Here is a 26585-nt window from a genome sequence, read left to right on the forward strand (position 1 = left end):
CCGCGTCGAGTGTCGACTGTAGACCGCGCGGATCGGTCGCGATGCGAGACTGCGCTCAGGACACCGCGGGGCCCGCGGCCCCGGAACGAAGGAGAAGGCCTTGGATCGCGAAACCTATCAGCGGGGGCTACACATCCGCTCCGCCGTGCTGGGCGAGGAGTATGTCGACCGCGCCCTGGCCGACGCGGACGATTTCACCGGGCCCCTGCAGGACCTCGTCACCGAGTACTGCTGGGGGGCGGTGTGGGGCCGCGAGGAGCTGTCCCGGAAAACGCGCAGCATGCTCAACCTGGCGATGATCTCCGTGCTGAACCGGCCGAACGAACTGCGCACGCACGTCAAGGCGGCACTGACCAACGGCGTCACCCGCGAGGAGATTCGCGAGATCTTCCTGCAGGTCGCCATTTACGCGGGCGTGCCGGCCGCGGTCGACAGCTTCCGCGTCGCCCGCGAGGCATTCGCCGAACTAGAGCGGGACTAGGGGATGGTCGTGCCAGTCGGGTTCGTCGGGCTCGGGAACATGGGTTTTCCCATGGCGCGCCGGCTGATTCAGGAAAACCATGAGGTCGTCGCCTTCGACACGCGCGAAACAGCGCTCGAACGCATCGTCGCCTTGGGCGCACGCCCCGCGTCCTCACCGAAAGACGTCGCCGACCGTACCGCAACGGTGCTGGCCAGCCTGCCGACGCAGGGCGCCTCGCTCGACGTGGCGACCGGTGCGGCGGGCGTGATCGAGGGCGGGCGGATCGAGCGCTATGTCGACCTGTCCACGGTCGGCAGCCGCACCGCGAATCAGATCCATGACCGGCTCGCCGAGCGGGACATCATGGCGATCGACAGCCCGGTCAGCGGCGGCGCCGGCGGCGCCGAGCAGGGGGCCCTCGCGATCATGGTGTCCGGTCCGCGCGCCGGTTTCGAGGCCGTCCGACCCGTGCTCGAGGCGCTCGGCCGGCCCATCTACGTCGGACCCAAACCCGGTTCGGCGCAGACGATGAAGCTGGCCAACAACATCCTGGCGGCCAATGTCCTGGCCGCGACGGCCGAGGTCGTGGTGATGGGCGTCAAGGCCGGGCTCGACCCGGGGGTGATGATCGAGGTGCTCAACGCCGGCTCGGGCGCGACGAGCGCGAGCCGGGACAAGTTCCCCCGCGCGATCCTCCCCCGGACATTCGATTACGGGTTCGCCACCGGGCTGATGGTCAAGGACGTGCACCTCTATCTGGACGAAGCGGAAGCACTCGGCGTGCCGACGGACGTCGCCGCAACCATCTGCCGGTTGTGGGAGAACACCGCGGACGACCAAGGCCCCGAGTCCGACTTCACCACGGTGATCAAACCGCTCGAGAAGGCCGCCGGCGTGACCGTCGGCCCGCATCCCGCTTAGCCAGTCGCCTTCTTCTGCATGAGGCGGATGGCCCGTATCCATCGGTCGGAGAATGGTATTATCCGGATTTAAGAACGATACTTGCAGCGACTTCCGAAAAACGGCCCTTACCAGGGGCGATGACTAAACGAAACGCTTACCGAAAACCCGTTGATCGACCGTTGAGAAGAATGTTAGGTTATCTATCATATGACCCGACTGGGCTCGCGTTGGTCGCCCGAGTCGAAGGATGGCTTTCGTGATCGAACACGCTGACGGAACCCGCACCCCGCTCATCGATGCGAGCGTGCACATTTTCTTCCCGTCCAACAAAGCGCTGCGCAAGACCCTGCGTGAGCCGTTCAAGAGTCGCGGCTTCCCCGATTACGAGATGGACTGGTACGGCGCCCCGGGCGGTGAGTACGCGCCCGGCACCGAGGGCCCAGACCGCCAGTACCCCGGATCCGATCCGGAATTCGTTGCCAAAGAACTCTTTTCGAAGCGCGGGGTCGACATCGCGGTCCTGCATCCGATGGGCCGCGGCATCATGCCGGACCGGCACCTGGGCACTGCGCTGCATGCCGCCCATAATGAGATGATGGTGTCGGACTGGCTGGAGTCCAGCGAGTTCGGCGACCGGTTCCGCGGCACCATCCGGGTTAATCCCGACGACATCGCCGGCGCGTTGCGGGAGATCGAGAAATGGCGTGGGCATCCGCGCGTGGTCCAGATCGGCGTCCCGCTGCAATCCCGCGAGCTGTACGGCAAACCGCAGTTCTGGCCGCTGTGGGAGGCCGCGGTCGACGCGGGTCTTCCGGTTGCCGCGCACATCGAAGTGGGAAACGGAATCATGTTTCCGCCGACGCCGTCCGGCAACACCCGCACCTACGAGCAATACGTCAGCTTCATGGCGCTGAATTACATCTACCACCTGATGAACATGATCGCCGAGGGAGTGTTCGAGCGCTTCGCCGGACTCAAGTTCGTCTGGGCCGACGGCGCCGGCGACTTCTTGACCCCGTTCATCTGGCGGATGGACACATTCGGGCGGCCGCACCTGGAGCAGACACCGTGGGCGCCGCGCATTCCCAGCGACTACCTCCCCGGCCACGTGTATTTCGTGCAGGGCAGCCTCGACGGCCCCGGCGACGTCGAGTTCGCCGGTGAATGGTTCGGCTTCACCGGCAAGGAAGACATGGTGATGTTCGGCTCCAGCTACCCGCACTGGCAGTTCGGCGACGCCACCAAGCTGCCCGGCGCGCTCTCCGCCGAACAGCGCGAGAAGGTGTGCTGGCGCAACGCGGCGCAGCTCTACGGCATAGACATGCCCGCCGGGGTGGGCGCACAGTATGAGTAAGACGCAAGACCGAGGAGTTCGAAGATGACGTTGACACATTCGCAGGAGCGGGTACCCGCTGCCGAGCGCATAGCCGTCCGGTGCGTCGACTCGGATGTCCACCCGGCGCCCAAGCGGGGCGAGCTGCTTCCGTACATCCCCGAGCCGTGGCGCAGCAAGTACTTCCTCAACCGCAACGTCGGTGAGCTGATCTTCTACGACGCCCCCGACTATGCGCACTCCTACGCGATGCGCGTGGACACGTTCCCGCCCAACGGCGAGTTCCCCTGCAGCGACCCCGACTTGGCGTTCCGCCAGCTGATCATGGAGGCGGGCTCCGACATCGCGATCCTGGAACCCGCCGCCTACCCGGCCCGCCTGCCCGAAGCGCAACACGCGATGTCGTACGCGCTGAACGACTGGCAGGCCAATCACTGGCTGGACAGCCACAACAACTGGCACGAGCGGTGGCGTGGTTCGATTTGCATCGCCATCGAGGAGCCGCAAGAGTCCGTGCGCGAAATCGAGCGCTGGGCGGGGCATCCCTACATGGCGCAGATCCTGATCAAGGCGGAACCCAAGCCGTCGTGGGGCCATCCCAAGTACGACCCGATCTGGGCGGCGGCGACCAAGCACGACATCACCGTGAGCTGCCACCTGTCGCGTAGCCAGTTCGACGAATTACCGATTCCGCCGGTGGGATTCCCCAGCTACAACCACGACTTCATGGTGACCTATTCGCTGTTGGCGGCCAACCAGGTGATGAGCCTGATCTTCGACGGCGTCTTCGACCGCTTCCCGACCCTGCGGATCGTCTTCGTCGAGCACGCGTTCACCTGGATCCTGCCGCTGATGTGGCGGATGGACGCGATCTACGAAGCACGCAAGTCGTGGGTGGACATCAAGCGCAAGCCGTCCGAATACGTCAAGGACCACATCAAGTTCACCACCCAGCCGCTGGACTACCCCGAAGACAAGACCGAGCTGACCCGCGCGCTGGAATGGATGGAGTGCGAGAAGATCCTGCTCTTCTCCTCGGACTATCCGCACTGGACGTTCGACGACCCCCGCTGGTTGGTCAAGCACCTCCCCAAAGCGGCCCGCGACGCGGTGATGTACAAGAACGGCATCGCGACCTATCACCTGCCCGAGACCGTTCCGGTCCTCGAGGGTCAGACCCGGGTGCTCTGAGTTGACCGTTGAACAAGAAGGGGCGACCAAACGGCCCGAGCCCCGCCTCGCCCAGGGCCGGGAGCATGTCGTCGCGACCGTAGACGAGATCCCACCGGGCAAGCACAAGCTGGTACCCATCGGGCGACACGGCGTCGGTGTCTACAACGTCAACGGCAGCTTCTATGCGATCGCGAATTACTGCCCCCACCAAGGCGGTCCGCTGTGTTCGGGACGTCCCCGGGGACGGACGATCGTCGACGAGACCGCTCCGGGTGACTCGGTCATGGTGCGCGACCTGGAATACATCTATTGCCCCTGGCACCAATGGGGTTTCGAGCTCGCGACCGGCACGACCGCGGTCAAACCGGAATGGAGCATCCGCACCTACCCGGTGCGCGTCGTGGGCAACGACGTTCTGGTGCAGGCCTAACCACAGGAGAATTGCGTGCCTTCTATCGAGATCAACGGGGGAAACGTCGTCTACGAAATCCTCGGTGACTCAGGTGATCTCATTGCGCTGACGCCGGGTGGGCGGTTCAGCAAGGAGATCGAGGGCCTGCGTCCGCTTGCCGACGCACTCGCCGACGGCGGCTATCGCGTGTTGCTGTGGGACCGGCCGAACTGCGGCGCTTCCGACGTGCAGTTCTACGGGCAGAGCGAGTCGCACATGCGCGCCGAGACGCTGCACAAGCTGGTGACCGGGCTGGGCTTCGAGCGCTGCATCCTCGCCGGGGGATCCGGCGGCGCAAGGGATTCCATGCTGACCACGATGCTCTACCCCGAGATGGTCACCAAGCTCGTGGTGTGGAACATCGTCGGCGGTATCTACGGCAGCTTCGTGCTGGGCTCCTTCTACATCATCCCGAGCATTCTCGCGGTGCGCGGCACCGGAATGGACGGCGTGATCAAGGTGCAGGAATGGCGCGATCGCATCGAGGAGAACCCCGACAACAAACAGCGGTTCCTCGACTTCGACAAAGACGAGTTCCTCAAGGTCATGCTGCGCTGGCTCAACGCGTTCGTGTCCAAACCCGGGCAGACGATTCCGGGTGTCGAGGACGAGATGTTCGACCGAATCAAGGTTCCCACGTTGATCATTCGCGGCGGCGAGAACGACATGGATCACCCCAAGCGAACGTCGCTCGAGGTCAGTTGCTTGATCAAGGGGTCCAAGCTCATCGATCCGCCGTGGCCGGAGGACGCGTGGGAACGTGCGTCCGAGGACCGCGCGGCCGGGCGGGTGCAGCACTTCAACATGTTCGACACGTGGGTGCAGGCCGCGCCCGCGATCCTCGAGTTCCTGGGCTCGTGATGTTCCTACACCGTGCGAATGTGAACCTCGCAGTTGAGCGACGCCTCCAGCGCCGTGTGGATTCGGCTTTCCGGGAGGCGTTCGAGATCCTCCTCGCGCAGCGTCACGTACACGATGTCGAAACCGTCGTCACCCGGGGTCCGCTCGATGTCACCGGTGAGCCCGAAACCGGACAGCACACCGTGCGCGTCAGCGTCGGTGCCCCGGCTGATGAAGGTGACCACTCCGGGAACCGGGGAGCCGCCGAACACATTGGCGCACAACTCGATCGCCGCTTTCTTGGCGTCGTCACCGTGTTCGGCCGCGATCAGCACTTCGACCTCCCGGCGGCCCACCGGCATCGCCGCAAGGTCGTTCGCGACCACGTCGGCACCCGCCTCACGCGCAACCCGAAGGAGCGCTGCCATGCCGCCTCGTAGCTGCGCGGGCGTGTATGCGCTTTCCGGGTCAACATTGACGCGCACCACCGCAGTTCGCATGGACGCAAGCCTAACCAAGACGATGGCGGGCCAGCCGTGAACACCGCGCAATCCACCAGCATCACCACCGCCACCTGGCCCGGCTGTGAACCCCGGTTGTTGGTCGAACGGACAGGTAAGTCCGGCGAAGACCTCACGGCGTATCGACGGCTCGGCGGATACCGGCCGCTCGTCGACGCGGATGCCTTGCTGCGCGAGGTCGAAGCCGGCGGGCTGGTCGGCCGCGGCGGCGCGGCCTTTCCACTCGCGACCAAGTTGCGCGCGGTACGCGACAATGGTCGCAGCGCCGGTGGCTCGGTCGTCGTCGCGAATGGCGAAGAGGGAGAACCGGCTTCGGTCAAAGACCGCTGGTTGCTGCGCAACCGCCCCCACCTGATCCTGGACGGGCTCCGGCTGGCGGCCGCGGTCATCGACGCGGACCGCGCCTATGTCTACGTGTCCGACCCGGAATCGGCGCACAGCGTCGAGGCCGCGCTTCACGAGCTCGATCCCGACGCGTTCGGTGGCGTCACGGTCGACATGTTGACCGTGCAGCCCGGGTACGTGGCCGGCGAGGAGACGGCCGCCGTCCGCGCGATCAACGGCGGCCCCGCCAAGCCGACGGACAAGCCCCCACGCCCCTTCGAGACCGGCGTCGGTGATCGGCCCACACTGGTGAGCAACGTCGAGACTCTGGCCAACCTGCCGTACCTGCAGGGCCACGGCGCTGCGGCGTTCCGTTCGCAGGGCACATCGCTCTCCCCGGGCACCTTCCTGGCCACCATCACCGGGGCCGGCCGGCCGGCCGTCCTCTACGAGCTTCCGCACGGTATGCCGTTCACCGAACTTCTCGCGCTGCACGGCGTTCCGGTGGATCAGGTGCGCGGGGCATTGATGGGCGGTTACTTCGCCGGTTTGCTCAACCGCACCGTGCTGGAAACGACGTTGGACCACGAGACGATGCGGCGGCTCGGCAGCGGGCTGGGTTGCGGCGCGATCTCGGTGATCACCGACGACTGTCCCGTCGCGATCGCGGCGTCGGTGCTGGCCTACTTCGACCGGGAGAACGCCGGGCAGTGCGGATCGTGCTTCAACGGTACGGCCGCGATGGCCGCCGCCGCCGGCGCGCTGCGCGACGGCGCCGCGACGACAGAAGACGTCGAACGACTGCGCCGCTGGTCGGTGCTGCTGCGCGGACGCGGCGCGTGCGCAACACTGGACGCCGCTACCAACGTCGCCGCCAGCCTGCTCGGTCAATTCCCCGGCGAAGTCGCCGCCCATCTCGCCGGCACCTGCCCGGACTGCACCCGTGGCGCGTTCCGCGCCGACCGTCCCTACGAGGCGGAAGCTGTGAGGCTCGCATGAAGATCCGCTTGGACCGCACCGTGTGCGACGGCTTCGGGATCTGCGCGAAATTCGCGCCGGGATACTTCTCGCTGGACGACTGGGGCTACGCGTCCCTCATCGGCGACGGCACCGTGGCGGAGTCGGATCGCGATGCGGTCATGCGCGCCCTGATGGACTGCCCGGTGCACGCCATCGCCGAGATCGGGGAACGCACCTCGCCCGCCCCGCACCCACCCCTCACCGATGCCGAAGATCCGGCCGCGTACCTCAAGACCGAAGAGAACGAGGCGGAATGGGGATTCACCCGCTGAGCCGTGGCTCCCGAAGAGCCGTGCTGTCGCCCCCGAATGCGCTCGACCTGGTCGCGGCGGTCTCGACGGAATAAGCTGACAGCAGCCAAAGTCAGGACGGCCCCGAATGGGAGGCCCACCATGAGATGGTTCGTTCGTCGTCTGACCGCCCTCACAGCGGCCGCCTTCGCGGCGATGGCAGTCGCGGTGATCGCGACGCCGGCAATCAGCTCGGCGGAGTGCGATCACAACATGTCGTTCAATCCGGCGACCCGCGAGTGCAAGCCGCCGCCGGCAGCGCCGGCGTGGTACACGCCCCCGCCGCCATACGCCCCGTCATTCGCCGGGCAAGACGTGCCGCCGCCTCCGCCACAGCCGTGGTGGACATCGGAGCCCCCGATGTGGAGTGTCGGGTTTCACCAGTGGGGCATTTACTTGGGCGGCGCCTGGGTGCCGCTGTGACGGGTCGGCCGGCGCCTCACCTGGCGTGCACGACGAGCCCCGCCAACACCGTCCCGATCGCGCCGGCCCGCAGGTGATAACGTAATTCTCCGATTCGTATAACGGCCCTACCGAGTTTGCACTCGGAGGACCGTTCGACGCGCGGAGGTGACGTGCCAGCAGCACCGGGACGACCGTTGCCCCTGATCACGCAGGACAACGAATTCTTCTGGACCTCGGGCGCCGACGGCGCGCTGCGGCTGCAGCAATGCAATAGCTGCGAATCGCTGATCCATCCGCCGGCGCCGGTGTGCCGGTACTGCCGCTCACTCGACGTCGGGGTGCGAGCGGTCTCCGGCCGGGCGACGCTCGCCGGGTTCACCATCAACGAACGGTTCAGTTTGCCCGGGCTGGTCGCGCCCTACGTGATCGCGCAGGTGGCGATCGCCGAAGATCCGCGGGTTCGGTTGACCACCAACATCATCGAGTGCGAGCCGGATCGGCTCGAACTCGGCCAACAGGTCGAGGTCGTCTTCGAGCAGGTCGAGGACGTGTGGTTTCCGCTGTTCCGGCCGGTACCAGACGCCGGGCCCGGTCCACTGCCCATCGACGAAATAGCGCCGGAGCGCTTCGGCGAGCACGTACGCCCGATGCTGACCCAGGAGAAGTTCGAAGACAAGGTCGCGCTGACCGGGATCGGCATGTCGCCGATCGGTCGCCGGCTGATGCAGCCGCCGTTGGCGCTGACTGTGCAGGCGTGCGAAGCGGCCATCGCCGACGCCGGTCTGACGTACGCGGACATCGACGGCCTGTCGACCTACCCCGGCGCGATCAACGTCGGCGGCTTCGGGGAAGGCGGGGTGACCGCGCTGGAAGCGGCGCTCGGCATCCGGCCCACGTGGCACAACGGCGCCATGGAGACATTCGGCCCGGGCGGATCGCTGATCGCGGCCATGCAGGCGGTCGCCTGCGGCCTGGCCCGTCATGTGCTGTGCTTCCGCACGCTGTGGGAAGCCACCAATGGCGAGCTGATGAAGCAGGGAAAGATCAGCCCGTCGATGGGCCGGATGTCGGGCTGGCAAATGCCATTCGGCGCAACATCTGCGGCCCACACCTTGGCGATGAACGCGCAGCGGCACTTTCACCGCTACGGCACCACCAAAGAGACTCTCGGCTGGATCGCATTGAACCAGCGGGCGAACGCCGAACTCAACCCCACCGCCATCTACCGGTCACCGCTGACAATGGACGACTACCTGAACGCGCGGCCTATCACCACGCCGTTCGGCCTCTACGACTGCGACGTGCCGTGCGACGGCGCGATAGCGGTCATCGTCTCGGCCGTCGACGCCGCCCGTGACCTCGCGAAGCCGCCCGTCCTGGTGGAGGCGGTGGGCACGCAGATCATCGAGCGAATCGACTGGGACCAAAGCACTTTGACTCACGAGCCGCAGGTGCTGGGCCAGGCCGCACACGTGTGGACCCGCACCTCGCTGCGGCCCGCCGACGTCGACGTCGCCGAACTCTACGACGGCTTCACCATGAACTGTCTGTCGTGGATCGAGGCGCTGGGCTTCTGCGGCATCGGCGAGGCCAAAGAGTTCCTCGACGGCGGCAAGAACATCGCCCGCGACGGCCAGCTGCCACTCAACACACATGGCGGCCAGCTCTCGCACGGCCGCACCCACGGCATGGGCCTCGTCCACGAGGCGGTCACCCAGCTGCGCGGGGAGGCCGGGGCCCGCCAGGTCGCCGGCGCCCGCGTCGGCGTGGTCAGCAGCGGCGGCCTCACCCCCAGCGGTGTGTTGTTGCTCCGGGCCGATACATGAGTACGCCCCGGCCCAGGCTGGTGATCGTCGACGGCGTGCCGATGTCGGCGCTGATCGCCGAATCCGCAGAGCCCAAGGCCGTGATCGTCGCCATCCACGGCGGAGGCACCACCGCGGTGTATTTCGATTGCCCGGGCCACCCGTCGTTGTCGCTGTTACGGACCGGCGCGGCAGCCGGATTCACCGTGGTGGCGCTCGACCGGCCCGGCTACGGCAGCTCCGCGCCCTATCCGGAGGCGATGGCCCTGCCAGAGCAGCGGGTCAATCTCGCCTACGGGGCGGTGGACCGCATCCTCGGTGATCGGCCACGCGGCGCGGGGTTGTTCCTGATGGCCCATTCCGGCGGGTGCGAACTCGTGATGCGGATGGGCGCCGACGAGCGCGGTGCCGAGCTGCTGGGCATCGAACTGGCCGGGACGGGCCGGCGCTACCACCCGGCGGCCCGGGACATCCTGAAAACCGCGACACGCGAACGCCGCCCGGCCGGCCTGCGTGAGCTGCTGTGGCACCCCGAAAACCTTTACCCGCCCGAGGTTCTCACCGGCGCCACGGTGTCTCCGACCGCGCCGTCCTATGAGGACCAGATGGTCTCCAACTGGGCCCGCCAGGATTTTCCGGCGCTCGCGCCCGCGGTGCGCGTCCCGGTGCAATTCAGCATCGCCGAACACGAAAAGGTCTGGCAGAACGATCCTTCCGCGGTGGCCGAGATCGAGGAGCTGTTCTCCGGCTCGCCGCGATTCACCGTGCATCGGCAGCCCGACGCGGGACACAACATGAGCCTGGGTCACACCGCGGCCGACTACCACGCGAAGGTTTTCGCGTTCGCCGACGACTGTGTGGCGGCGAAGGTGAATCCCGTTGATAAAGAAGGCGACCTGGAGGCCGGATGAGGGTCGGGTTCATCGGTCTGGGCAGTCAGGGCGCCCCCATGGCGCGACGGATCGTCGAGGGCGGCTACCCGACGACGCTGTGGGCGCGCAGGCGCGCGACCCTGGATCCGTTCGCCGACACCACGGCGAAGGTCGCCGAGTCACCGGCCGGGCTCGCGGCGGCCAGCGATCTGGTGTGTCTCTGCGTCGTGGGCGACGCGGACGTCAACGAGCTCGTGGACGGCGAGTTGTTGGCGGCGATGAAGCCGGGCGGTGTGATCGCGGTGCACAGCACCGTTCACCCCAACACCTGCCGCGAACTCGCGAAGAAGGCGGCGACCAAAGGCATTTCGGTCATCGACGCGCCGGTGAGTGGCGGCGCACCGGCGGCCTCCGAAGGGCGCCTGATGGTGATGGTCGGCGGCGACGCCGACGTCGTCGAACGGTGCCGCCCGGTCTTCGCAACCTACGCCGACCCGATCGTCCATCTCGGGGAGCTGGGTTCCGGTCAAACCACCAAGCTGCTCAACAACCTGCTGTTCACCGCCCACCTGGGCACCGCGGCCAGCGCGCTGTCGCTGGCCGGCGCCCTCGGCGTCGACCCGGACCGCCTCACCGAAGTCGTCTCACGCAGCAGCGGGAACAGCTTCGCGCTCAACGCCCTTGGCGGGATCGGCGGATTGGACCGGCTCGCCGGCGTGGCCGGGACACTGCTGCAAAAGGACGTCCGCCTGGTGGTCGACTTGGCCGACCGGGCCGGGGTGAGCGGTGGCGCCGTGCTGGAGGCGGCCGATGCCGCCCTGGCCCGCATGGGCCATCCACGGTGAGGGTCGGGGTCGTCGGCGCCGGCCGAATGGGCCGGCCCATGGTGGCCCGCCTGGTAGCAGCCGGGCACGAGGTCCGGGCCCTGGGCCGGACGTCCGGAAATCGGACCGACCTCGAGCGGCTCGGCGCGCGTGCGGTCCGCGACGTCGCCGATGCCGCCGCGCAGGCCGACGTCGTGCTGCTCTGCGTGTTCACCGATCAGCAGGTGCGAGAGGTATGCCTGGACGGCGGGTTGCTGTCCGCCATGCCGCCCGGCGCGGCGCTGGTGGTGCACACCACGGCCAGCCCGAAAACGATCGACGCCCTCGCCGCATTCGTCGACGGGATCGACGTCATCGATGCCGCGGTCAGCGGTGGCCCACACGACGCCGCCGCCGGCCGGCTCACGCTCTTCGTGGGCGGCGCCGACGACGCGATCACACGGGTGCGGCCGGTGCTGAGCAGCTACGGCGATCCCGTCTTGCACGTCGGCCCGCGGGGCTCCGGCCAGAAAGTGAAGCTCGTGAACAACGCCCTGTTCGCGGGTCAGATCGGGCTGCTCGCGGAGGCCACGCGATTGGGCGGGCGGCTCGGCGTGCCCGAGTCGACGCTGCTGACCGCGCTCGCGCACGGCAGCGCGGCCAGCCGCGTCCTGGACCTGGTGGCGGCGGGAGGTTCCGTCGCGTCGTTCATCGACGTTGCCGGTGAATTCGTGAACAAGGACGTCGCCGTCGTGCGCGGCATCAGCGCAGAACTCGGCGGCGATCTGGGTGCCCTCGAGGGGCTCATCCAGTCCATCGACGTCGCGAAGAGGGTTTGAGAAGCTGGCGTTTCGCTCTTTCCGGTTCGTCACGAAGGTATTACCGTTACCGTTACAGTCAACGACTCGGCTGTAACGGTTCAGCCCACCCTCGCCGCTGAGGAGGAATCAGTGACAAAACCGAAGGTCGTCTTCGATCCGTACTCCGAGGACTACTTCAACAACCCGTTCGACATCTATCGACAGATGCGCGAGGAAGCACCGCTGTATTACGACGAAAAAGAGGACTTCTACGCGCTGACCCGCCACGAGGACGTCGCGGCCGCCTTCAAGGACTTCGAGACATACTCCTCGGCGCGCGGCTGCGACCTGGCGATGGTGCGCAGGGGCATCGCCCCGGAGCAGAAGTCGATCATCTTCATGGATCCGCCGGAGCACCGCCACATGCGCAGCCTGCTCAACAAGGCGTTCACCCCCCGCGCGATCCAGTCGCAGCGCGAGACCATCATCGAGGTGATCGACAAATACCTGGGTGCCGCCGACCCCGAGAACTTCGATGTCGTGCAGGACTTCTCCGGGCCGTTCCCGGTGGAGGTCATCACCCGGATGGCCGGGGTGCCGGAGGAGTACCGACAGCAGGTGCGCCACTGGATCGACACCAGCCTGTCCCACGAACCGGGCCAGATCGAGATCAGCGAAGCCGGCATGCAGGCCAACATCGATACGGCGATGTACTACTTCAGCCTGGTGCAGGAGCGGCGCCAAGAACCGCAGGACGACATGATCAGCCGGCTGATCGCGGCCGAGATCCCCGGCCAAGACGGCCAGCTGCGCAAGCTCGACGACATCGAGATCTGCGGATTCGCAACCCTTCTGGGCGGGGCGGGCGCCGAGACCGTCACCAAGCTGATGGGCAACGCGGCGGTGATCTTCGCCCGTCACCCCGACCAGTGGCAGAAGCTGCAGGAGGACCGCGACAAGATCCCCGGGGCGGTGGAAGAGCTACTGCGCTACGAGGGTCCGGTGCAGTACAACGTCCGCTACACCCTCAGGGAGGCACACGTCAGCGGCGGCGTCATTCCTGCCGGCAAGCCGGTGTTCCTGTGCGGCGCCGCGGCGAACCGCGACCCGGAGGCCTTCACCGACGCCGACACCTTCGACATCGAGCGGGACCAGACCGAGGCGCAACACCTCGGGCTCGGGTATGGGATCCACAGCTGCCTGGGCGCCGCGCTCGCCCGCCTGGAAAGCAGGATCGCGCTGGAGAGGCTGCTCGACTTCATGCCCCGCTACGAGGTGGACTGGGCCGGGTGCAAGCGGGTGAACATGCAAAACGTCGCGGGCTGGAAGAACGTGCCCGTCAAGGTCCTTCGATAAGGGGGTTGCCGTGACGAAGAAAATCGAAGTCGATTGGGGACTGTGCGAGAGCAACGGCGTCTGCATGGGCATCAATCCGGAGATCTTTCTCCTCGGCGACGACGACATGCTGACCGTCTTGCAGGAGGAAGTCACCCCCGAGAACGAACATGACGTGCGCGAGGCCGTTCGTCAGTGCCCCCGGCAGGCCATCTCCATCGTGGGCGAGTAGCGATCAGAACCCGGAGAGGATGACGGCGTTGCAGTCGGCCGCGGCCTGCCGCAGTTTTGCCGCTTCTTGATAGGCCTCGGACTCGTACCACGCGCGGGCCGCGTCCACCGATTCGAATTCCAGCACGACGGTCTGGTCGCCGTGCCAGGTGCCTTCGATCACCCTGGGGGTGGCGTCCACCGCCAGAATCGTGGCGCCGGCCATGGCCGAACCGGCGGCCCGGGCATAGGCTTTCATGCCCTCCGGATCCTTGATGGCCTCCGTCAAAATGACGTATCCCTTAGCCACTTCGTGAATCTCCTTGTTTCCCTGCGGTGCTGATCAGATCTCGCCGATGGCCTGCTCGGGACACGACTCGATCGCCTCGCGAGTGGCCGCCTCGAATTGCGGTGGGACGTCCGACGGTATCGCCTCGGCGTATCCGTCGTCGGTGAGGCTGAACACCTCCGGGCACAGCGTCGTGCAGACGCCGTGGCCGCGGCAGCGCTGGTCGTCGACTGTGACTTTCATGCCGGGGTGAACTCCAGGTGCAGCTCCGTCAGTCCGCGCAGGATGTACGTCGGAACGTATTGGTAGCGGCGGTCATCCGCGGGACCGTGCCTGCGCTCGTCGATCCGGATCTCGGAGGTCCGGTCGAGCAGGCGCTCGATCGCCACCCGGGTTTCGGCACGCGCCAGCGGCGCGCCGGGGCAGCTGTGGATTCCGCGCCCGAACGAGATGTGCTGGCGGGCGTTCTTGCGGGCCGGGTCGAACGTGGTGGGGTCGTCGAACCGGCGGGGATCACGGTTGGCGGCCGCCTGCACGACCATCACGGTGGTTCCCGCGGGCAGGTCGACGCCGCCGACGTTGACGGGCACCCGATTCAGCCGGAAGTCGCCCTTGACCGGGCTCTCGTGGCGCAGCGACTCCTCGATGAAGTTGGGGATCAGGCTGCGGTCCTTGCGCAGCTGCGCCTGGATGTCGGGCCGCTCCCCGAGCGTCTGCAGGGCCGCACCCAGCAACCGCACCGTGGTCTCCTGCCCCGCCGAGAAGACGTTGCTGGCGACACGCGCCACGTCCTCGACCTCGGGGACGGAGCCGTCCGGGTACGTTGCGGTCGCCAGGCCGGTCAGCACGTCGTCGCGGGGGTCGCGGCGGCGGTCCCGGACGTAGTCGGAGAAAAGACCGTAGAGGAACTCCAGCGGGCTGTGCGCCAGCGAGCCCTTGGTCCCCCCGACGCCGCCGCCCGAGTGGTCGCGGATGCCCTTGACGAACTTGTCGCGATCCTCCTCGGGCACGCCGAGCAGGTCGGCGATGACGAGCAGCGTGAACGGGCCGGCGAAGCCCTTGATGAAGTCGCCGTGGCCGGGCGCCAGGAACGCGTCGAGCACCTGGTCGGCGAGCACCCACATGGCGTCCTCGTTCTCCTTGAGGCGCTTGGGGGTGATGAGCCGCATCAACAGCGAGCGGTGGTTGGTGTGGGTCGGCGGATCGAGCGTCGGCAGTTGGTCGCTGAACGGCAATTCGTCGCGGTGTTTCTCGATCAACTCGGTGACGTCGTCGCCCTCCAGCGGCACCGGAAAGCCGGGGAACGGGCCGGTCACCGAGATGCACGAGGACCAGGTCTCGGCGTCGTTGAGCACGGCGCAGGCCTCGTCCCAACCGGTGATCATCGTGACGTCGTGATGGGGCTCCCGCGTAACGGGACACTGCCGGCGCAGCGCCTCGTAGTAGGGGTACGGGTCGTCGATCAGCTCGCTGCCGCGGAAGAAGTCCAATTCGGAGAATTCGTTCGCCATCTCCCGCTCCTTGAATTTCAGCCAGTGAGAACGTGCCTCTCGCAGATGAGTATTACATTTCCACAAGGCGCGGTGGTCGTCAACGAGGGGCCGTCGCCCCGCATGCCGGTATGCCGCGTCAGCCGGCGGGAATCAGATCGGCGGCGACCGATGGCCAGGCCAGCAGCCCGCTGCGGAAGGTCTCGACATGGCCGAGCGGGGCGGCCGGCAGGGCCGCGGCGGCCAGGGCCTGGGCTTTGAACGTGCGTGCGGCCATGCTGAGCCGGTGCTGCACCAGGCCGACGCTGTCGTCGAGTTCGGCGGGCCAGGTCTCACCCCAGAGCGTGACCTCGGTAACCCCACGGTCGAGGGCCTGCAACACCCCTTGCCGCACGCGCGAGTCGCACCCGAACAGGTCGGACGCGGCCGCCAGGGCCTGGGGGCGAGGGCGTGTCTGCACCGACGCCAACGCGTCTTCGAGGTCGACCACTTGGGCGCCCAGGATGTGCAGCGGCCGATCGTCCGGGCGGTCAGCCAGGTCAGCCAGGTCGGCCAGGAGAACGGTGACGTCCCACCCCGCCATCGCGCGGTCGAAGAGCCAGCCGCCGGCGAACCGCACCACGTCGACGACGGTGGCGGCGACCACGTCGAGCCGGTATCTCATGTCCTCGCGCGGCTCGTCTATGGGGCGAAGTCTCGCGCCAGCGTCTCGGCGTACTGCTTGAACACCTCGGTCAGGGGTATCGATGGATCGAGCAACCATGTGGTTTCCATTCCGTGGACGAAGGCGAGAATTTCCACTGCCTTGACGGCGGGGTCTATGTCCGTGCGGTACCGGCCGTCGGCCTGCCCGCGCCGGATGAGATCGGCGACGATGTCGGTCGCGGCGCGATGCCGGGCCAGCATCCGGTCGTGCAGCGGAGCCTCGGGCAGGATGTTCTCGACCAGCAGCACCGTGAACGTCCCGACCAGTTCGGGCGCGCGGTTGAACCGGTCGGCGACCTGGGCGATCTGGGCGAAAAGATCGCCGGTCCGGTCGGCGTGGAGGTCGTCGTCGAGGTCGCGCGCGTCGAGGACGGCGTGCAGCAGCTGCTCCTTGGATTCGAAGTGGTGCAGCAGCCCGGCGGGGGTGACGCCGGCCTCGCCGGCGATCTGGGCGAGGGTGGTGCTGCGCCAGCCATTGCGCGTGAGCAGCCGCTGGGCGACCTCGAGGATCCGCTGCTTGCGGTCCTCGCCTTTGGCGAGCAGCGTGTCGTACGGCCGCGCGTCGGGCACCGGACTCCTTCGAGGAATTGGCGGGCTGAACCAACCTAGTGAACACACAGTAGGTTAGTTTGCGGCCTGTGACAAGGGTCACCCGGGGGTGCCGTTTTCCGGCCTGGGTTGTGCCGGCGCTACGGCACGAGCTCGACGAGGGTGGCATTGGCGGTGCCGCCCCCCTCGCACATGGTCTGCAGCCCGAATCGAATTCCGTTGTCGCGCATATGGTGCAGCATGCGCGTCATCAGCACCGCCCCCGAACCACCCAGCGGGTGCCCGAGCGCGATGGCACCGCCGAGCGGGTTGACCCGCTCGGGGTCCGCCCCGGTTTCGGCAAGCCATGCCAGCGGCACCGGCGCGAAGGCCTCGTTCACTTCGAATGCGCCCACCTCCGACAGCGGCACACCGGCCTTCCTGAGCACCTTCTCGGTCGCCGGGATGGGACCCGTGAGCATGAGCACCGGGTCGGCCCCGGTCACCGCGCCCGCCAGGTAGCGCGCCAACGGGGTCAGCCCCAGCTCGACCGCCATCTCCGCCGTCATCACCAGCAGGGCCGCCGCGCCGTCGGAGATCTGCGAGGAGTTGCCGGCATGGATCACACCGTCCTCGGTGAACGCCGGCTTGAGCCCGCTGAGCTTCTCGACCGTGGTCCCCCGCCGCACGCCCTCGTCGGCGGCGACGACCGATCCGTCGTCGGTGAACACCGGGACGATCTGGCCGGTGAACGCGCCGGCGTCCTGGGCCGCGGCGGCCCGTTCGTGGGACTGGACGGAGTATTCATCCAGCTGGGTGCGGGAGAACCCCCACTTCGTGGCGATCATCTCCGCCGACAGCCCCTGGTTGAAGGAGAAGTCGTCATAGCGGGCGAGGACCTTCGGGCCGTACGGCATGCCGGTCGCCCTGGCCGAACCGAGCGGAACCCGGCTCATCACCTCGACACCGCCGGCTACCACGACGTCTTGCTGGCCGGACATCACCGCCTGCACGGCGAAGTCGAGCGCTTGCTGGCTCGACCCGCACGCGCGGTTGACGGTGGTGCCGGGGATGGTCTCGGGCCAGCCGGCGGCCAGGACCGCGTAGCGGCCGATGTTGCTGGACTGGTCGCCGACCTGCGACACGCATCCCCAGATCACGTCGTCGACGAGCTCCGGGCCCACGCCGGCGCGTTCCAGCAGTTCGTTGAGGACCACGGCGGACAGGTCGGCGGCGTGCATCCCGGACAGGCCGCCGTTGCGCTTCCCCACCGCGGTGCGCACGGCTTCGACGATGACTGTTTCCCGCATATCCCTACTCCGCTTCCCTGGATCTTGTTGACGCCCACCGGCCAGTAAACGACGGCTCCCGGCGCTCCGCGAAAGCGGCATAGGCAGCGGCGGCGTCGGCCGTTGCGAAATTACCCACCTGGGCGCGGGCCTCGTTGGCCAGCGCCCCCCGCAGGGTGCTCCCGGCCCCCTCGTTCAGCAGGGCCTTGGTGTGGGCCAGGGCGATCGGAGGACCGGCCGCCAGCCGGTCGGCGAGATCGTCGACGAAGGCGTCGATCTCCGCGCCGGACACCACCCACGTCACCAGGTTCAGGGCGTACGCCTCCTCGGCGTCGATCATCTCGGCGAGCAGCGCCAGCCGCTTGGCTTGTTGCAGGCCAACGAGTTTGGGCAGCAGCCAGGAACCGCCGAGGTCGATCGACAGACCACGCTTGGAAAAGATCTGACAGAACTTGGATTCCGGTGTGGCGACGACCAAGTCGCATCCCAGCGCGAGGTTCCAGCCCGCCCCGACGGCCACTCCGGTCACCTTGGCTATCGTCGGTACCGCCAGCTCGTGCAGCGCCAGCGCGACATCGGTCAGCCGCTGCAGCTTGTGGTTCGGATGAACATCGTCGGGAACCGAGATGTCGGCGCCCGAACAGAAGCTGCCGCCGGAGCCGGTGAGCACGAGCGCGCGCACGCTGCGGTCGCGGCCGGCGGCGTGCAGTGCGTCGCGCAACGCGATCCACAGTTCGGGGTTGATGGCGTTCTTACGGCGCGGACGGTTGAGGGTCAGCGTGCGCACTCCGTCGCGGTCTTCCGACAGGAGCACCGGACCGTCAGTGGCCGTCACATCACCAAGCCGCCGCCGAACGGCGTACGGGTCATCAGTAGCTCCTCGGCAATTTCAAGACGTTCGATCCCAGGAAATTCAGGATCATCTCCTGGCTCACCGGCGCGATCTTCATCAGCCGGGCCTCGCGGAAGTAGCGCGTGATGTGGTACTCCTCCGCGTAGCCCATGCCGCCGTGGGTCTGCAACGCCCGGTCGGCGGCGGTGAACCCGGCGTCGGCGCACAGGTATTTCGCCGTATTCGCCTCGCGGCCACAGGGTTTGCCGTTGTCGTACAGCCAGGTGGCCTTGCGCAGCATCAGCTCGGCGGCGTCGAGGCGTGCCAGCGAGTCCGCGAGGGGGAACTGCAGCCCCTGGTTCATTCCGATGGGCCGGCCGAAGACCTCACGCTCGTTGCCGTACTTCACCGCCCGGTCCAGCGCCACCCGGCCGATGCCGAGCGCCTCGGCGGCGATCAGCATCCGCTCGGGGTTCAGACCGTCCAGGATGTACTGAAACCCCCTGCCTTCCTCGCCGATCCGGTCCTCGACCGGGACCTCGAGGTTGTCGATGAACAACTCGTTGGAGCTGACGGCGTTGCGGCCCATCTTGCGGATCGGCCGGACGTCGATGCGGCTGCGGTCCAGATCGGTGATGAACAGGGTCATCCCGTCGGTCTTCTTGGTGACTTCCTCATATGACTGGGTGCGGGTGAGCAACAGGATCTTGTCGGACTCCATGGCTTTGGAGATCCACACCTTGCGGCCGTTGACGATGTACCGGTCGCCGTCGCGCTTCGCGAACGTGGTGATACGCGAGGTGTCCAGTCCCGCACCGGGTTCGGTCACGCCGAAGCAGACGTGCACTTCGCCCGTCGCGACCTTGGGCAGCGTGCGCGCCTTGAGCTCGTCGGAACCGTGCACCACCACGGGCTGCATGCCGAAGATGGACAGGTGGATCGAGCTGGCGGCGTTCATGGCGCCGCCGGACTTCGCCACCTCCTCGAGCAGGATGGTGGCTTCGGTGATGCCGAGGCCGTGCCCGCCGTACTCGGTGGGGATCGTCATGCCCAGCCAGCCGCCGTCGGCGATCGCCTTGTAGAACTCGGTGGGAAACTCGTGCGCCTGGTCTTTTTCCATCCAGTACTGGTCGTCGAATTTCCCGGCCAGTTCGGCGACCGACCGGCGGATCAGCTCCTGGTCATCGGTCAGCTCGAAGTTCATTCCTGCGCCGGGCACAGCTGGATCTCCTTCAATCGGTTACAGGCGCCGGCGCACAAGCTAGTCCGACGATGCGGTCAGTCCGTGTTGCCGGTAAGGGCTTTCGCGTTGGCCGCGAAATCTGCGAAGGACGAGCCGCCTCGGGAGTCCTTTTCGTGGCCCTGCGCCCTGATGGACACGTCGTGCCCCTCGGCGGCTTTGCGAAGTGCACCGACCGTCGCCTGTTCGCGCGAGATGTGCGTGAACGGGTCGAACGAGTACCAACGCATGGCATTCTCGTACGTCATCTTGTTGATTTCGTCGTCGGGAACGTCATTGATGGACAACACGTCCCACAGTTCTTCGGGCGCACCCGGCCACATCGAGTCGCTGTGCGGATAGTCGGCCTCCCAGGCGATGTTGTCGATGCCGATCATGTTGCGCAGCGCGACGCCCACCTTGTCGCTGATGAAGCACGTCAGGAAGTGCTCGCGGAAGACGTCGCTGGGCAGCTTGCCGCCGAAGTTCTGGTGGGTCCACGCGGAATGCATTTCGAACGTGCGGTCGGCCCGCTCGAGGAAGTAGGGGATCCACCCGGTCCCGCCCTCGGACAGGGCGATCTTCAGGTCCGGGTATTCCTTGATGGGCCGCGACCACAGCAGATCGGCGGCGGCCTGCACGATGTTCATCGGCTGCAGCGTGATCATCACGTCCATGGGCGCGTCGGGCGCCGTGATAGCGAGCCGGCCCGACGAGCCGATGTGCACGTTCATCACGGTGTCGGTGTCGCACAACGCCTTCCACAGCGGGCTCCAGTACTCGTCATGGAAGCTGGGGTAGCCCATCGCGGCCGGGTTCTCGGTGAAGGTCAGCGCGTGCACGCCCTTCTTCGACACCCGGCGCACCTCGGCGGCGCACGCCTCGGCATCCCAGATCACCGGGATGGCCATCGGGATGAACCGCGCGGGGTAGGCCCCGCACCACTCATCGATGTGCCAGTCGTTGTAGGCCTGCACCAGCGAGATCGAGAAGTCGTGGTCCTCGGTGGCGAACAGCCGCCCGGCGAAACCGGGGAACGACGGGAAGCAGATCGAGGCCAGGATGCCGCCGGCATTCATGTCCTTGACCCGCTCGTCCACGTTGTAGCAACCCGGCCGGATCTCGTCGAGCCCGGTCGGTTCGATCCCGTACTCCTCCTTGGGCCGGCCGGCGACCGCGTTGAGTGCCACGTTCGGGATCACCGTGTCGCGGAACTTCCACATGTCGGAGCCGTCGGGGTTGTGCACCAACCGGGGCGCGTCGTCGATGTACTTCTTCGCCAGGTGGTTCTTGAACATGTCGGGCGGCTCGACGGTGTGGTCGTCGACGCTGATCAGGATCATCTCTTCTTTGTTCATGGCCGTTGCCCTTCCGTCGGGTCCGTCTATTCGATTCCGCTCCCACGCAGCCTCGGCGAATCGCTGTCCCGCGCCAAGATCACTAAAATGAAAACTATCTTCTCGCCAAGCGAGAATCAACATCCAGCGGGTGCCGCGGCCGGCGTTCACCGGCCGACCAGGGGCGGAATGGATCGGTGAATCGCCCGCCCGTGGGCGGCGGTGCGCGACGGTGAACGGCCGCGTCGACCGGCGGAGCGGCGCGGTCGCCGACGTTCTCGCAGGACGGCGGGCATATCGGCTCCCCGGGGCGGGCGACGGGCTCTGGTCGGGCCCGCCGCCATTGACCGGCCGCCCGATTCATGCAACTCTATTAGTTGGAAATGAGAATCTGATTCTCCTTCACCGAGAGGTGGCTGGGGGGATAGCGAGAGGAGTGCGCGGATGCGGTTGGCGCCGCTGCCCGCTGACCAGTGGGACGACACTGCCCGCAAGGCGCTCTCGGCGATGCGTGACGCGGACACCAACCACGCGCTCAGCACCCTCGCCCACCACCCGGCGCTGGCCAAGGCGTTTCTCCGCTTCAACATCCACCTGTTGACCTCGTCCACGCTGCCGCCGCGCATCCGTGAGCTCGCCATCCTGCGGGTCGCGCACCGCCGCAACTGCGCCTACGAGTGGTCCCATCACGTCTCGATGGCCAAGGCCGAAGGGATCACCGAGGACGAGATCGCCGCGGTGCGGAGTTTTGCCGGCGAGGACGCCGGCGGCTTGGACGAGTTTGACCGCGCGGTGATCGCCGGCGTCGACGAGCTCGAGGAGAATTCCCAGCTGTCCGACGAGACCTGGGCCGCGCTCGGCGAGCGCCTCAACGACCAGCAGCGCATGGATTTCGTCTTCACGGTCGGCTGTTACGCCCTACTGGCCATGGCCTTCAACACTTTTGGCGTACAGCTCGAGAACGCCGATCAGGAACACTAAGAGAGGTAGAAAGGTGCCCCACTTCCCCAAGCCGGCCGCCGGTAGCTGGACAGAGAACTATCCCGAACTCGGCACGGCACCGGTCGACTACACCGACTCGATCGATCCCGCATTCTTCGAGGCCGAGCGGGAGGCGGTCTTCAGGCGCACGTGGCTCAACGTCGGCCGCGTCGACCGTCTCCCCCGCGCGGGCAGCTACTTCACCAGGGAGCTGCCATCGGCGGGCAAGGGCACGTCGGTGATCATCGTCAAGACGAAGGACGGATCGGTCAAGGCGTATCACAATGTCTGCCGCCACCGGGGAAACAAGTTGGTGTGGAACGACTTCCCCAACGAGGAGACCTCCGGCACCTGCCGGCAGTTCACCTGCAAGTACCACGCCTGGCGCTACAGCCTCGACGGTGACCTGACCTTCGTTCAACAGGAAGAGGAGTTCTTCAATCTCGACAAGGGCAACTTCGGCCTGGCGCCCATCCGGTGCGAGGTGTGGGAAGGCTTCATCTTCATCAACTTCGACCAGAACGCGGCGCCGCTCGTCGATTACCTCGGGCCACTGGCCAAGAGCATCGAAGGCTACCCCTTCGGCGAGATGACCGAGACCTATTCCTATCGCGCCGAGGTCGGCAGTAACTGGAAGCTGTTCATCGACGCGTTCGTCGAGTTCTACCACGCGCCGATCCTGCACCAGGGGCAGTACACCAAGGAAGAAGCCGCCAAGATCCAAAAGTACGGCTACGAGGCGCTGCACTACGAGGTGGCCGGGCCGCACAGCCTGCAGTCGACGTGGGGTGGTCAGGCCCCGCCCCCGGACATGTCCATGGTCAAGCCGATGGACCAGGTGTTGCGCAGCGGTTTGTTCGGCCCGTGGGACAAGCCGGAGCTCATCGAGAAGCTGGAGCTGCCACCGGGTGTCAACGTGAAGAGGGTGCCGCAGTGGGGCATCGACTCGTGGCTCTTCTACCCGAACTTCATGCTGTTGATCTGGGAGCCGGGTTGGTACCTGACCTACCACTACTGGCCGACGGCCGTGGACAAGCACCTCTTCGAATGCACGCTGTATTTCGTCCCGCCGCGCAATGCGCGGGAACGCCTTGCCCAGGAGTTGGCCGCCGTGACCTTCAAGGAGTACGCGCTGCAGGACGCCAACACGCTGGAAGCGACCCAGACCATGATCGGCACCCGGGCCGTCACGGAGTTCCTGCTGTGCGACCAGGAAGTCTTGATCCGTCACCTGCACAAGACGACCGGTGACTACGTGAAGGAGTACCAGAACAATGGCCACGTCGCTGCTGCCCGCTGAATTCGCCGATCTCGAGCCCTTTTTGGACTGGGACCTGGCCACCGAACCCGAGCGCTACGCCAAGCGGCTGTCTTCGACGATGGCCGAGATGCAGGCGTTCTACGACGTGGCTTTCCCCCGGCTCAACGACGTGATCGCCTACTGTGACAAATACCCGCTCGACGATCTCCCCGAGGACGCAAAGGCTCTCATGCACATGATGCAGTCGCTCGTCATGGTGTCGTTTCCGATCGAGGCGTGGAAACAGCCGAGGGTGCCGGACAGCGGCGCGGCCTGGGTGGAGTGCATTCGGGAGCCGGTGATCTAACCGGTGTTGACGCTCAAGGCCGCCGGGCTGCTCGATGTCGACGCCGGCGAGATCGTCTCCCCCGGTGTGCTGCAGATCGAGGGCGACCGGATCGTGAGGGTCGGCGGCGAGCCGGAGGGCGAGCTCATCGACCTCGGTGACCAGATCCTGTTGCCGGGGTTGATGGACATGGAGGTCAACCTGTTGATGGGCGGCCGCGGCGAAAAGCCCGGGCTGTCCCAGGTTCAGGACGACCCGCCGACGCGGGTGCTGCGCGCGGTCGGGAACGCGCGGCGCACGCTGCGCGCCGGATTCACCACCGTGCGCAACCTCGGCCTGTTCGTCAAGACCGGCGGCTACCTGTTGGACGTCGCGCTGGGCAAGGCCATCGACGCGGGTTGGATCGACGGGCCGCGCGTGGTGCCGGCCGGGCATGCCATCACGCCCACCGGCGGGCACCTGGACCCGACGATGTTTGCGGCGTTCGCGCCCCACGCGCTGGAGCTGACCGTCGAGGAGGGCATCGCCAACGGCGTCGACGAGATCCGCAAGGCGGTGCGCTACCAGATCAAACACGGCGCCGAGCTGATCAAGGTCTGCTGCTCGGGCGGGGTGATGTCGCTGACAGGTCCGCCCGGCGCGCAACACTATTCGGATGAGGAGCTGCGGGCGATCGTCGACGAGGCGCATCGGCGAGGGCTGCGTGTCGCCGCGCACACGCATGGCGCCGAGGCGGTCATGCATGCCGTCGACGCCGGCATCGACTGCATCGAGCATGGCTTCTTGATCGACGACGAAGCGATCGCTTCGATGGTCGAGCACGGCACCTTCCTGGTGAGCACGCGGCGGTTGGCCGACGGTAACGCGATGGACGTCTCGCACGCTCCGCCGGAGTTGCAGGCCAAGGCGGCCGAGATGTTCCCGAAGGCGAGGACCTCCATATTGGCCGCCCACGAGGCCGGGGTGAAGATCGCGGTCGGCACCGACGCGCCGGCGATACCGCACGGGCGCAACGCCGACGAGTTGGTCACCCTGGTGAATTGGGGGCTGCCGCCGTTGGCCGTGTTGCGGGCGGCGACGGTGACCGCGGCCGAGCTGATCAACTCGACCGACCGTGGCCGGCTCGCGGCGGGCCAGCTCGCCGACATCATCGCGGTGCCGGGAAACCCCTTGGAAGACATCACCGTTACCCAGAACGTGAGCTTTGTCATGAAAGGCGGCAAGGTCTATGTCGACAAGACAGCCAACGCGAACTGACGACCTGGTCGAGATCCAGCAGCTGCTCGCCCGCTACGCGGTCACCATCACCCAGGAAGACATCGACGGGCTCATCGGCGTCTTCACGCCGGACGGGACCTACAGCGCCTTCGGCGACACCTACCGCTTGGACAGATTCCCCGAGTTGGTGGCGGCAGCCCCAAAGGGCTTGTTCCTCACCGGAACAGCGCTCGTCGACATCGACGGTGATTCCGCCAGCGGCACCCAGCCGCTGTGCTTCATCGACCACGCCACCCATGACATGCGGATCGGCTACTACCGCGACACCTATGCCCGCACCCCCGACGGATGGCGGCTGAAAACCCGTGCCATGACGTTCATCCGCCGCAGCGGCGTGCACGACTCCGGGCGCCCGCACGCCGTCGGCCGCCCCACGCCGTGAATGTCGAGGAGTTCCGGGCGGGTTTGCGCGCCTGGCTCGACGACAATGACCTGACCCCCGGCCCCGACCACTCCCTGCAGGGCCATATGCGGCAGTTCGCCCGGGTGAGCCGCGCGCTGTATGACGCCGACTGGATGCGCTACGGCTGGCCCGCCGAAGTCGGCGGTCTGGGCGGTCCCGCGGTGCTGCGCGCGATCGTCGGCGAAGAGGTGGTTGGTCGCCGCCTCGCCGAACCCGGGCCCTATTCGATGCTCGAGGTGCTCGCGCCCACGATGATCGACTACGCGCCGGCGGCGCTTGCCGCCGAGATGGTGCCGCGGCTGCTGAGCGGCGAAGAGCACTGGTGTCAGGGCTTTTCCGAACCGGGTTCCGGTAGCGACCTGGCGTCGCTGACCACCCGCGCAACGCAGCGGGGCGATGACTGGATCGTCAACGGGCAGAAAGTCTGGACCAGCTTCGCGCAGTTCTCGACACGCTGCGTCCTGCTCACCCGCACCGCGCCGGGACACGACGGGATCACCGCCTTCTTCGTCGATCTCGACACCCCGGGCATCACCGTACGGCCGCTCCGGACGATGCACGGGGTCGACGAATTCTGCGAGGTCTACTACGACGATGTGGCGATCCCGGGCACCCGGATGCTCGGCCGACCGGGAGACGGCTGGCGACTCGCCATGGACCTGCTCCCTTACGAGCGGTCCACGTGCTTCTGGCAGCGAATCGCCTATCTGTACTCACGCTTCGACGACCTCATCGCCCAGGCGTGCGACGCCGGTGAGCCGGACGAATCCGCGCTCGGGGCGGCCTATCTGGCGTTGCACACGCTGCGCTGCCGATCCCGCGACACCCAGCACCGGCTGCGCGACGGAGCACGGCTGGGACCGGACACCTCGATCGACAAGGTGCTGCTCGCCGGCGCCGAGCAACGGCTCTACGACACCGTCCGCGACCTGCTGCCCGGAACGCTCGAGCTCGACGACACGCCGTGGCGCCCCGAATACCTGTACTCGCGGGCGGCGACCATCTACGGCGGCACCGCCGAGATCCAACGCAACATCATCGCGCGCCGGCTCCTCGACCTCGGGAAGGAGTGAACCGTGGACACCACCGACGCCGAGTCG

The 26585-nt window shown here is 66.9% G+C and carries 31 protein-coding genes; 21 read left to right on the forward strand and 10 right to left on the reverse strand.

What is annotated here, in order from left to right; translation table 11 throughout:
- Positions 1-100 precede the first annotated feature (100 nt).
- The 6 genes from G6N37_RS15740 to G6N37_RS15765 all read left to right on the forward strand — a co-directional run bounded on the left by G6N37_RS15740 (position 101) and on the right by G6N37_RS15765 (position 5184).
- Positions 101-481, forward strand: coding sequence for a carboxymuconolactone decarboxylase family protein (locus G6N37_RS15740; protein WP_083168522.1), 381 nt, complete (start codon positions 101-103; stop codon positions 479-481).
- A gap of 9 nt (positions 482-490) precedes the next feature.
- On the forward strand, positions 491-1384 hold the full coding sequence (locus G6N37_RS15745) for an NAD(P)-dependent oxidoreductase (protein WP_163681703.1): 894 nt from the start codon (positions 491-493) through the stop codon (positions 1382-1384).
- 238 nt (positions 1385-1622) lie between these two features.
- On the forward strand, positions 1623-2720 hold the full coding sequence (locus G6N37_RS15750; protein WP_163681705.1) for an amidohydrolase family protein: 1098 nt from the start codon (positions 1623-1625) through the stop codon (positions 2718-2720).
- A gap of 24 nt (positions 2721-2744) precedes the next feature.
- Positions 2745-3890, forward strand: coding sequence for an amidohydrolase family protein (locus tag G6N37_RS15755; protein ID WP_163681708.1), 1146 nt, complete (start codon positions 2745-2747; stop codon positions 3888-3890).
- Between the two features lies 1 nt (position 3891).
- Complete coding sequence (locus tag G6N37_RS15760; protein WP_163681710.1) at positions 3892-4302, forward strand: Rieske (2Fe-2S) protein; 411 nt, start codon at positions 3892-3894, stop codon at positions 4300-4302.
- 15 nt (positions 4303-4317) lie between these two features.
- The gene (locus tag G6N37_RS15765; RefSeq protein WP_163681712.1) at positions 4318-5184 is read left to right on the forward strand and encodes an alpha/beta fold hydrolase; all 867 of its coding nucleotides are present in this window, start codon (positions 4318-4320) and stop codon (positions 5182-5184) included.
- A 5-nt stretch (positions 5185-5189) separates the two neighbouring features.
- Here G6N37_RS15765 and G6N37_RS15770 read toward each other — a convergent pair whose 3' ends face one another.
- Positions 5190-5663: a hypothetical protein gene (locus tag G6N37_RS15770; RefSeq protein WP_163681714.1), complete on the reverse strand. Its 474-nt coding sequence runs from the start codon at positions 5661-5663 to the stop codon at positions 5190-5192.
- A gap of 36 nt (positions 5664-5699) precedes the next feature.
- Between G6N37_RS15770 and G6N37_RS15775 the strand changes: the two genes are divergently transcribed.
- From G6N37_RS15775 to G6N37_RS15815, 9 genes are all read left to right on the forward strand, one after another.
- Positions 5700-7007, forward strand: a complete 1308-nt coding sequence (locus G6N37_RS15775; RefSeq protein WP_163681716.1) for an NADH-ubiquinone oxidoreductase-F iron-sulfur binding region domain-containing protein — start codon at positions 5700-5702, stop codon at positions 7005-7007.
- On the forward strand, positions 7004-7300 hold the full coding sequence (locus G6N37_RS15780; RefSeq protein ID WP_163681718.1) for a ferredoxin: 297 nt from the start codon (positions 7004-7006) through the stop codon (positions 7298-7300). Before G6N37_RS15775 ends, G6N37_RS15780 begins: the two co-directional genes overlap by 4 nt.
- 120 nt (positions 7301-7420) lie before the next feature.
- Entirely contained in the window at positions 7421-7741 is a 321-nt protein-coding gene (locus tag G6N37_RS15785) for a hypothetical protein (protein ID WP_163681720.1), read from the forward strand.
- Positions 7742-7893: 152 nt separating this feature from the next.
- Positions 7894-9549: a thiolase C-terminal domain-containing protein gene (locus G6N37_RS15790; RefSeq protein ID WP_163681722.1), complete on the forward strand. Its 1656-nt coding sequence runs from the start codon at positions 7894-7896 to the stop codon at positions 9547-9549.
- Positions 9546-10439 carry an alpha/beta hydrolase gene (locus tag G6N37_RS15795; RefSeq protein WP_174813840.1) on the forward strand — a complete coding sequence of 298 codons (894 nt, stop codon included), beginning with the start codon at positions 9546-9548 and terminating at the stop codon, positions 10437-10439. The genes G6N37_RS15790 and G6N37_RS15795 overlap by 4 nt, the downstream gene beginning before the upstream one ends.
- Positions 10436-11245 (forward strand): NAD(P)-dependent oxidoreductase, encoded by an 810-nt coding sequence (locus G6N37_RS15800; RefSeq protein WP_163681724.1) that lies wholly within the window; start codon positions 10436-10438, stop codon positions 11243-11245. Before G6N37_RS15795 ends, G6N37_RS15800 begins: the two co-directional genes overlap by 4 nt.
- Positions 11242-12042, forward strand: coding sequence for an NAD(P)-dependent oxidoreductase (locus G6N37_RS15805; RefSeq protein ID WP_163681726.1), 801 nt, complete (start codon positions 11242-11244; stop codon positions 12040-12042). The genes G6N37_RS15800 and G6N37_RS15805 overlap by 4 nt, the downstream gene beginning before the upstream one ends.
- Before the next feature lie 111 nt (positions 12043-12153).
- A complete protein-coding gene (locus tag G6N37_RS15810; protein WP_163681728.1) occupies positions 12154-13359 on the forward strand; it encodes a cytochrome P450 in 1206 nt (401 codons plus the stop codon).
- A gap of 10 nt (positions 13360-13369) precedes the next feature.
- The gene (locus tag G6N37_RS15815; RefSeq protein WP_007168596.1) at positions 13370-13570 is read left to right on the forward strand and encodes a ferredoxin; all 201 of its coding nucleotides are present in this window, start codon (positions 13370-13372) and stop codon (positions 13568-13570) included.
- 3 nt (positions 13571-13573) lie between these two features.
- On the opposite strand, the gene G6N37_RS15820 is transcribed toward G6N37_RS15815, so the two are convergent.
- From G6N37_RS15820 to G6N37_RS15860, 9 genes are all read right to left on the reverse strand, one after another.
- Complete coding sequence (locus G6N37_RS15820; protein WP_163681731.1) at positions 13574-13858, reverse strand: DUF1330 domain-containing protein; 285 nt, start codon at positions 13856-13858, stop codon at positions 13574-13576.
- Between the two features lie 33 nt (positions 13859-13891).
- Positions 13892-14080, reverse strand: coding sequence for a ferredoxin (locus tag G6N37_RS15825; protein WP_163681733.1), 189 nt, complete (start codon positions 14078-14080; stop codon positions 13892-13894).
- A complete protein-coding gene (locus tag G6N37_RS15830) occupies positions 14077-15348 on the reverse strand; it encodes a cytochrome P450 (RefSeq protein ID WP_163681735.1) in 1272 nt (423 codons plus the stop codon). Before G6N37_RS15830 ends, G6N37_RS15825 begins: the two co-directional genes overlap by 4 nt.
- Before the next feature lie 118 nt (positions 15349-15466).
- Positions 15467-15991 (reverse strand): hypothetical protein, encoded by a 525-nt coding sequence (locus tag G6N37_RS15835; RefSeq protein ID WP_163681737.1) that lies wholly within the window; start codon positions 15989-15991, stop codon positions 15467-15469.
- A 17-nt stretch (positions 15992-16008) separates the two neighbouring features.
- Positions 16009-16602: a TetR/AcrR family transcriptional regulator gene (locus tag G6N37_RS15840; protein ID WP_163681739.1), complete on the reverse strand. Its 594-nt coding sequence runs from the start codon at positions 16600-16602 to the stop codon at positions 16009-16011.
- A gap of 119 nt (positions 16603-16721) precedes the next feature.
- A complete protein-coding gene (locus G6N37_RS15845) occupies positions 16722-17870 on the reverse strand; it encodes a thiolase family protein (protein ID WP_163681741.1) in 1149 nt (382 codons plus the stop codon).
- A 4-nt stretch (positions 17871-17874) separates the two neighbouring features.
- The gene (locus G6N37_RS15850; protein WP_163681743.1) at positions 17875-18684 is read right to left on the reverse strand and encodes an enoyl-CoA hydratase/isomerase family protein; all 810 of its coding nucleotides are present in this window, start codon (positions 18682-18684) and stop codon (positions 17875-17877) included.
- A 34-nt stretch (positions 18685-18718) separates the two neighbouring features.
- Positions 18719-19885 (reverse strand): acyl-CoA dehydrogenase family protein, encoded by a 1167-nt coding sequence (locus tag G6N37_RS15855; RefSeq protein WP_163685099.1) that lies wholly within the window; start codon positions 19883-19885, stop codon positions 18719-18721.
- Between the two features lie 74 nt (positions 19886-19959).
- Positions 19960-21258: an amidohydrolase family protein gene (locus G6N37_RS15860; RefSeq protein ID WP_163681745.1), complete on the reverse strand. Its 1299-nt coding sequence runs from the start codon at positions 21256-21258 to the stop codon at positions 19960-19962.
- A gap of 423 nt (positions 21259-21681) precedes the next feature.
- Between G6N37_RS15860 and G6N37_RS15865 the strand changes: the two genes are divergently transcribed.
- The 6 genes from G6N37_RS15865 to G6N37_RS15890 are packed head-to-tail and all read left to right on the forward strand — an operon-like array spanning position 21682 to position 26558.
- Positions 21682-22218: a carboxymuconolactone decarboxylase family protein gene (locus G6N37_RS15865; RefSeq protein ID WP_163681746.1), complete on the forward strand. Its 537-nt coding sequence runs from the start codon at positions 21682-21684 to the stop codon at positions 22216-22218.
- Positions 22219-22231: 13 nt separating this feature from the next.
- Complete coding sequence (locus tag G6N37_RS15870; RefSeq protein ID WP_163681749.1) at positions 22232-23518, forward strand: aromatic ring-hydroxylating oxygenase subunit alpha; 1287 nt, start codon at positions 22232-22234, stop codon at positions 23516-23518.
- Positions 23493-23825: a hypothetical protein gene (locus G6N37_RS15875; RefSeq protein WP_073876722.1), complete on the forward strand. Its 333-nt coding sequence runs from the start codon at positions 23493-23495 to the stop codon at positions 23823-23825. Before G6N37_RS15870 ends, G6N37_RS15875 begins: the two co-directional genes overlap by 26 nt.
- Positions 23826-23828: 3 nt before the next feature.
- Positions 23829-25061 carry a metal-dependent hydrolase family protein gene (locus tag G6N37_RS15880; protein WP_163681750.1) on the forward strand — a complete coding sequence of 411 codons (1233 nt, stop codon included), beginning with the start codon at positions 23829-23831 and terminating at the stop codon, positions 25059-25061.
- Positions 25033-25464, forward strand: coding sequence for a nuclear transport factor 2 family protein (locus tag G6N37_RS15885; RefSeq protein WP_067921276.1), 432 nt, complete (start codon positions 25033-25035; stop codon positions 25462-25464). The genes G6N37_RS15880 and G6N37_RS15885 overlap by 29 nt, the downstream gene beginning before the upstream one ends.
- Positions 25461-26558 carry an acyl-CoA dehydrogenase family protein gene (locus G6N37_RS15890; RefSeq protein ID WP_163681752.1) on the forward strand — a complete coding sequence of 366 codons (1098 nt, stop codon included), beginning with the start codon at positions 25461-25463 and terminating at the stop codon, positions 26556-26558. The genes G6N37_RS15885 and G6N37_RS15890 overlap by 4 nt, the downstream gene beginning before the upstream one ends.
- The last annotated feature ends 27 nt before the right edge of the window (positions 26559-26585 follow it).

Source organism: Mycobacterium seoulense, assembly GCF_010731595.1.
GTDB lineage: Bacteria > Actinomycetota > Actinomycetes > Mycobacteriales > Mycobacteriaceae > Mycobacterium > Mycobacterium seoulense.

Bases quoted from the DNA above. Each gene is read 5' to 3' on its own strand.
- G6N37_RS15860 (WP_163681745.1), bottom strand. From the start codon at position 21,258: ATGAACAAAGAAGAGATGATCCTGATCAGCGTCGACGACCACACCGTC.
- G6N37_RS15835 (WP_163681737.1), bottom strand. From the start codon at position 15,991: ATGAGATACCGGCTCGACGTGGTCGCCGCCACCGTCGTCGACGTGGTG.
- G6N37_RS15865 (WP_163681746.1), top strand. From the start codon at position 21,682: ATGCGGTTGGCGCCGCTGCCCGCTGACCAGTGGGACGACACTGCCCGC.
- G6N37_RS15845 (WP_163681741.1), bottom strand. From the start codon at position 17,870: ATGCGGGAAACAGTCATCGTCGAAGCCGTGCGCACCGCGGTGGGGAAG.
- G6N37_RS15800 (WP_163681724.1), top strand. From the start codon at position 10,436: ATGAGGGTCGGGTTCATCGGTCTGGGCAGTCAGGGCGCCCCCATGGCG.
- G6N37_RS15785 (WP_163681720.1), top strand. From the start codon at position 7,421: ATGAGATGGTTCGTTCGTCGTCTGACCGCCCTCACAGCGGCCGCCTTC.
- G6N37_RS15755 (WP_163681708.1), top strand. From the start codon at position 2,745: ATGACGTTGACACATTCGCAGGAGCGGGTACCCGCTGCCGAGCGCATA.
- G6N37_RS15825 (WP_163681733.1), bottom strand. From the start codon at position 14,080: ATGAAAGTCACAGTCGACGACCAGCGCTGCCGCGGCCACGGCGTCTGC.
- G6N37_RS15855 (WP_163685099.1), bottom strand. From the start codon at position 19,885: ATGAACTTCGAGCTGACCGATGACCAGGAGCTGATCCGCCGGTCGGTC.
- G6N37_RS15885 (WP_067921276.1), top strand. From the start codon at position 25,033: ATGTCGACAAGACAGCCAACGCGAACTGACGACCTGGTCGAGATCCAG.
- G6N37_RS15770 (WP_163681714.1), bottom strand. From the start codon at position 5,663: ATGCGAACTGCGGTGGTGCGCGTCAATGTTGACCCGGAAAGCGCATAC.
- G6N37_RS15830 (WP_163681735.1), bottom strand. From the start codon at position 15,348: ATGGCGAACGAATTCTCCGAATTGGACTTCTTCCGCGGCAGCGAGCTG.
- G6N37_RS15875 (WP_073876722.1), top strand. From the start codon at position 23,493: ATGGCCACGTCGCTGCTGCCCGCTGAATTCGCCGATCTCGAGCCCTTT.
- G6N37_RS15795 (WP_174813840.1), top strand. From the start codon at position 9,546: ATGAGTACGCCCCGGCCCAGGCTGGTGATCGTCGACGGCGTGCCGATG.
- G6N37_RS15780 (WP_163681718.1), top strand. From the start codon at position 7,004: ATGAAGATCCGCTTGGACCGCACCGTGTGCGACGGCTTCGGGATCTGC.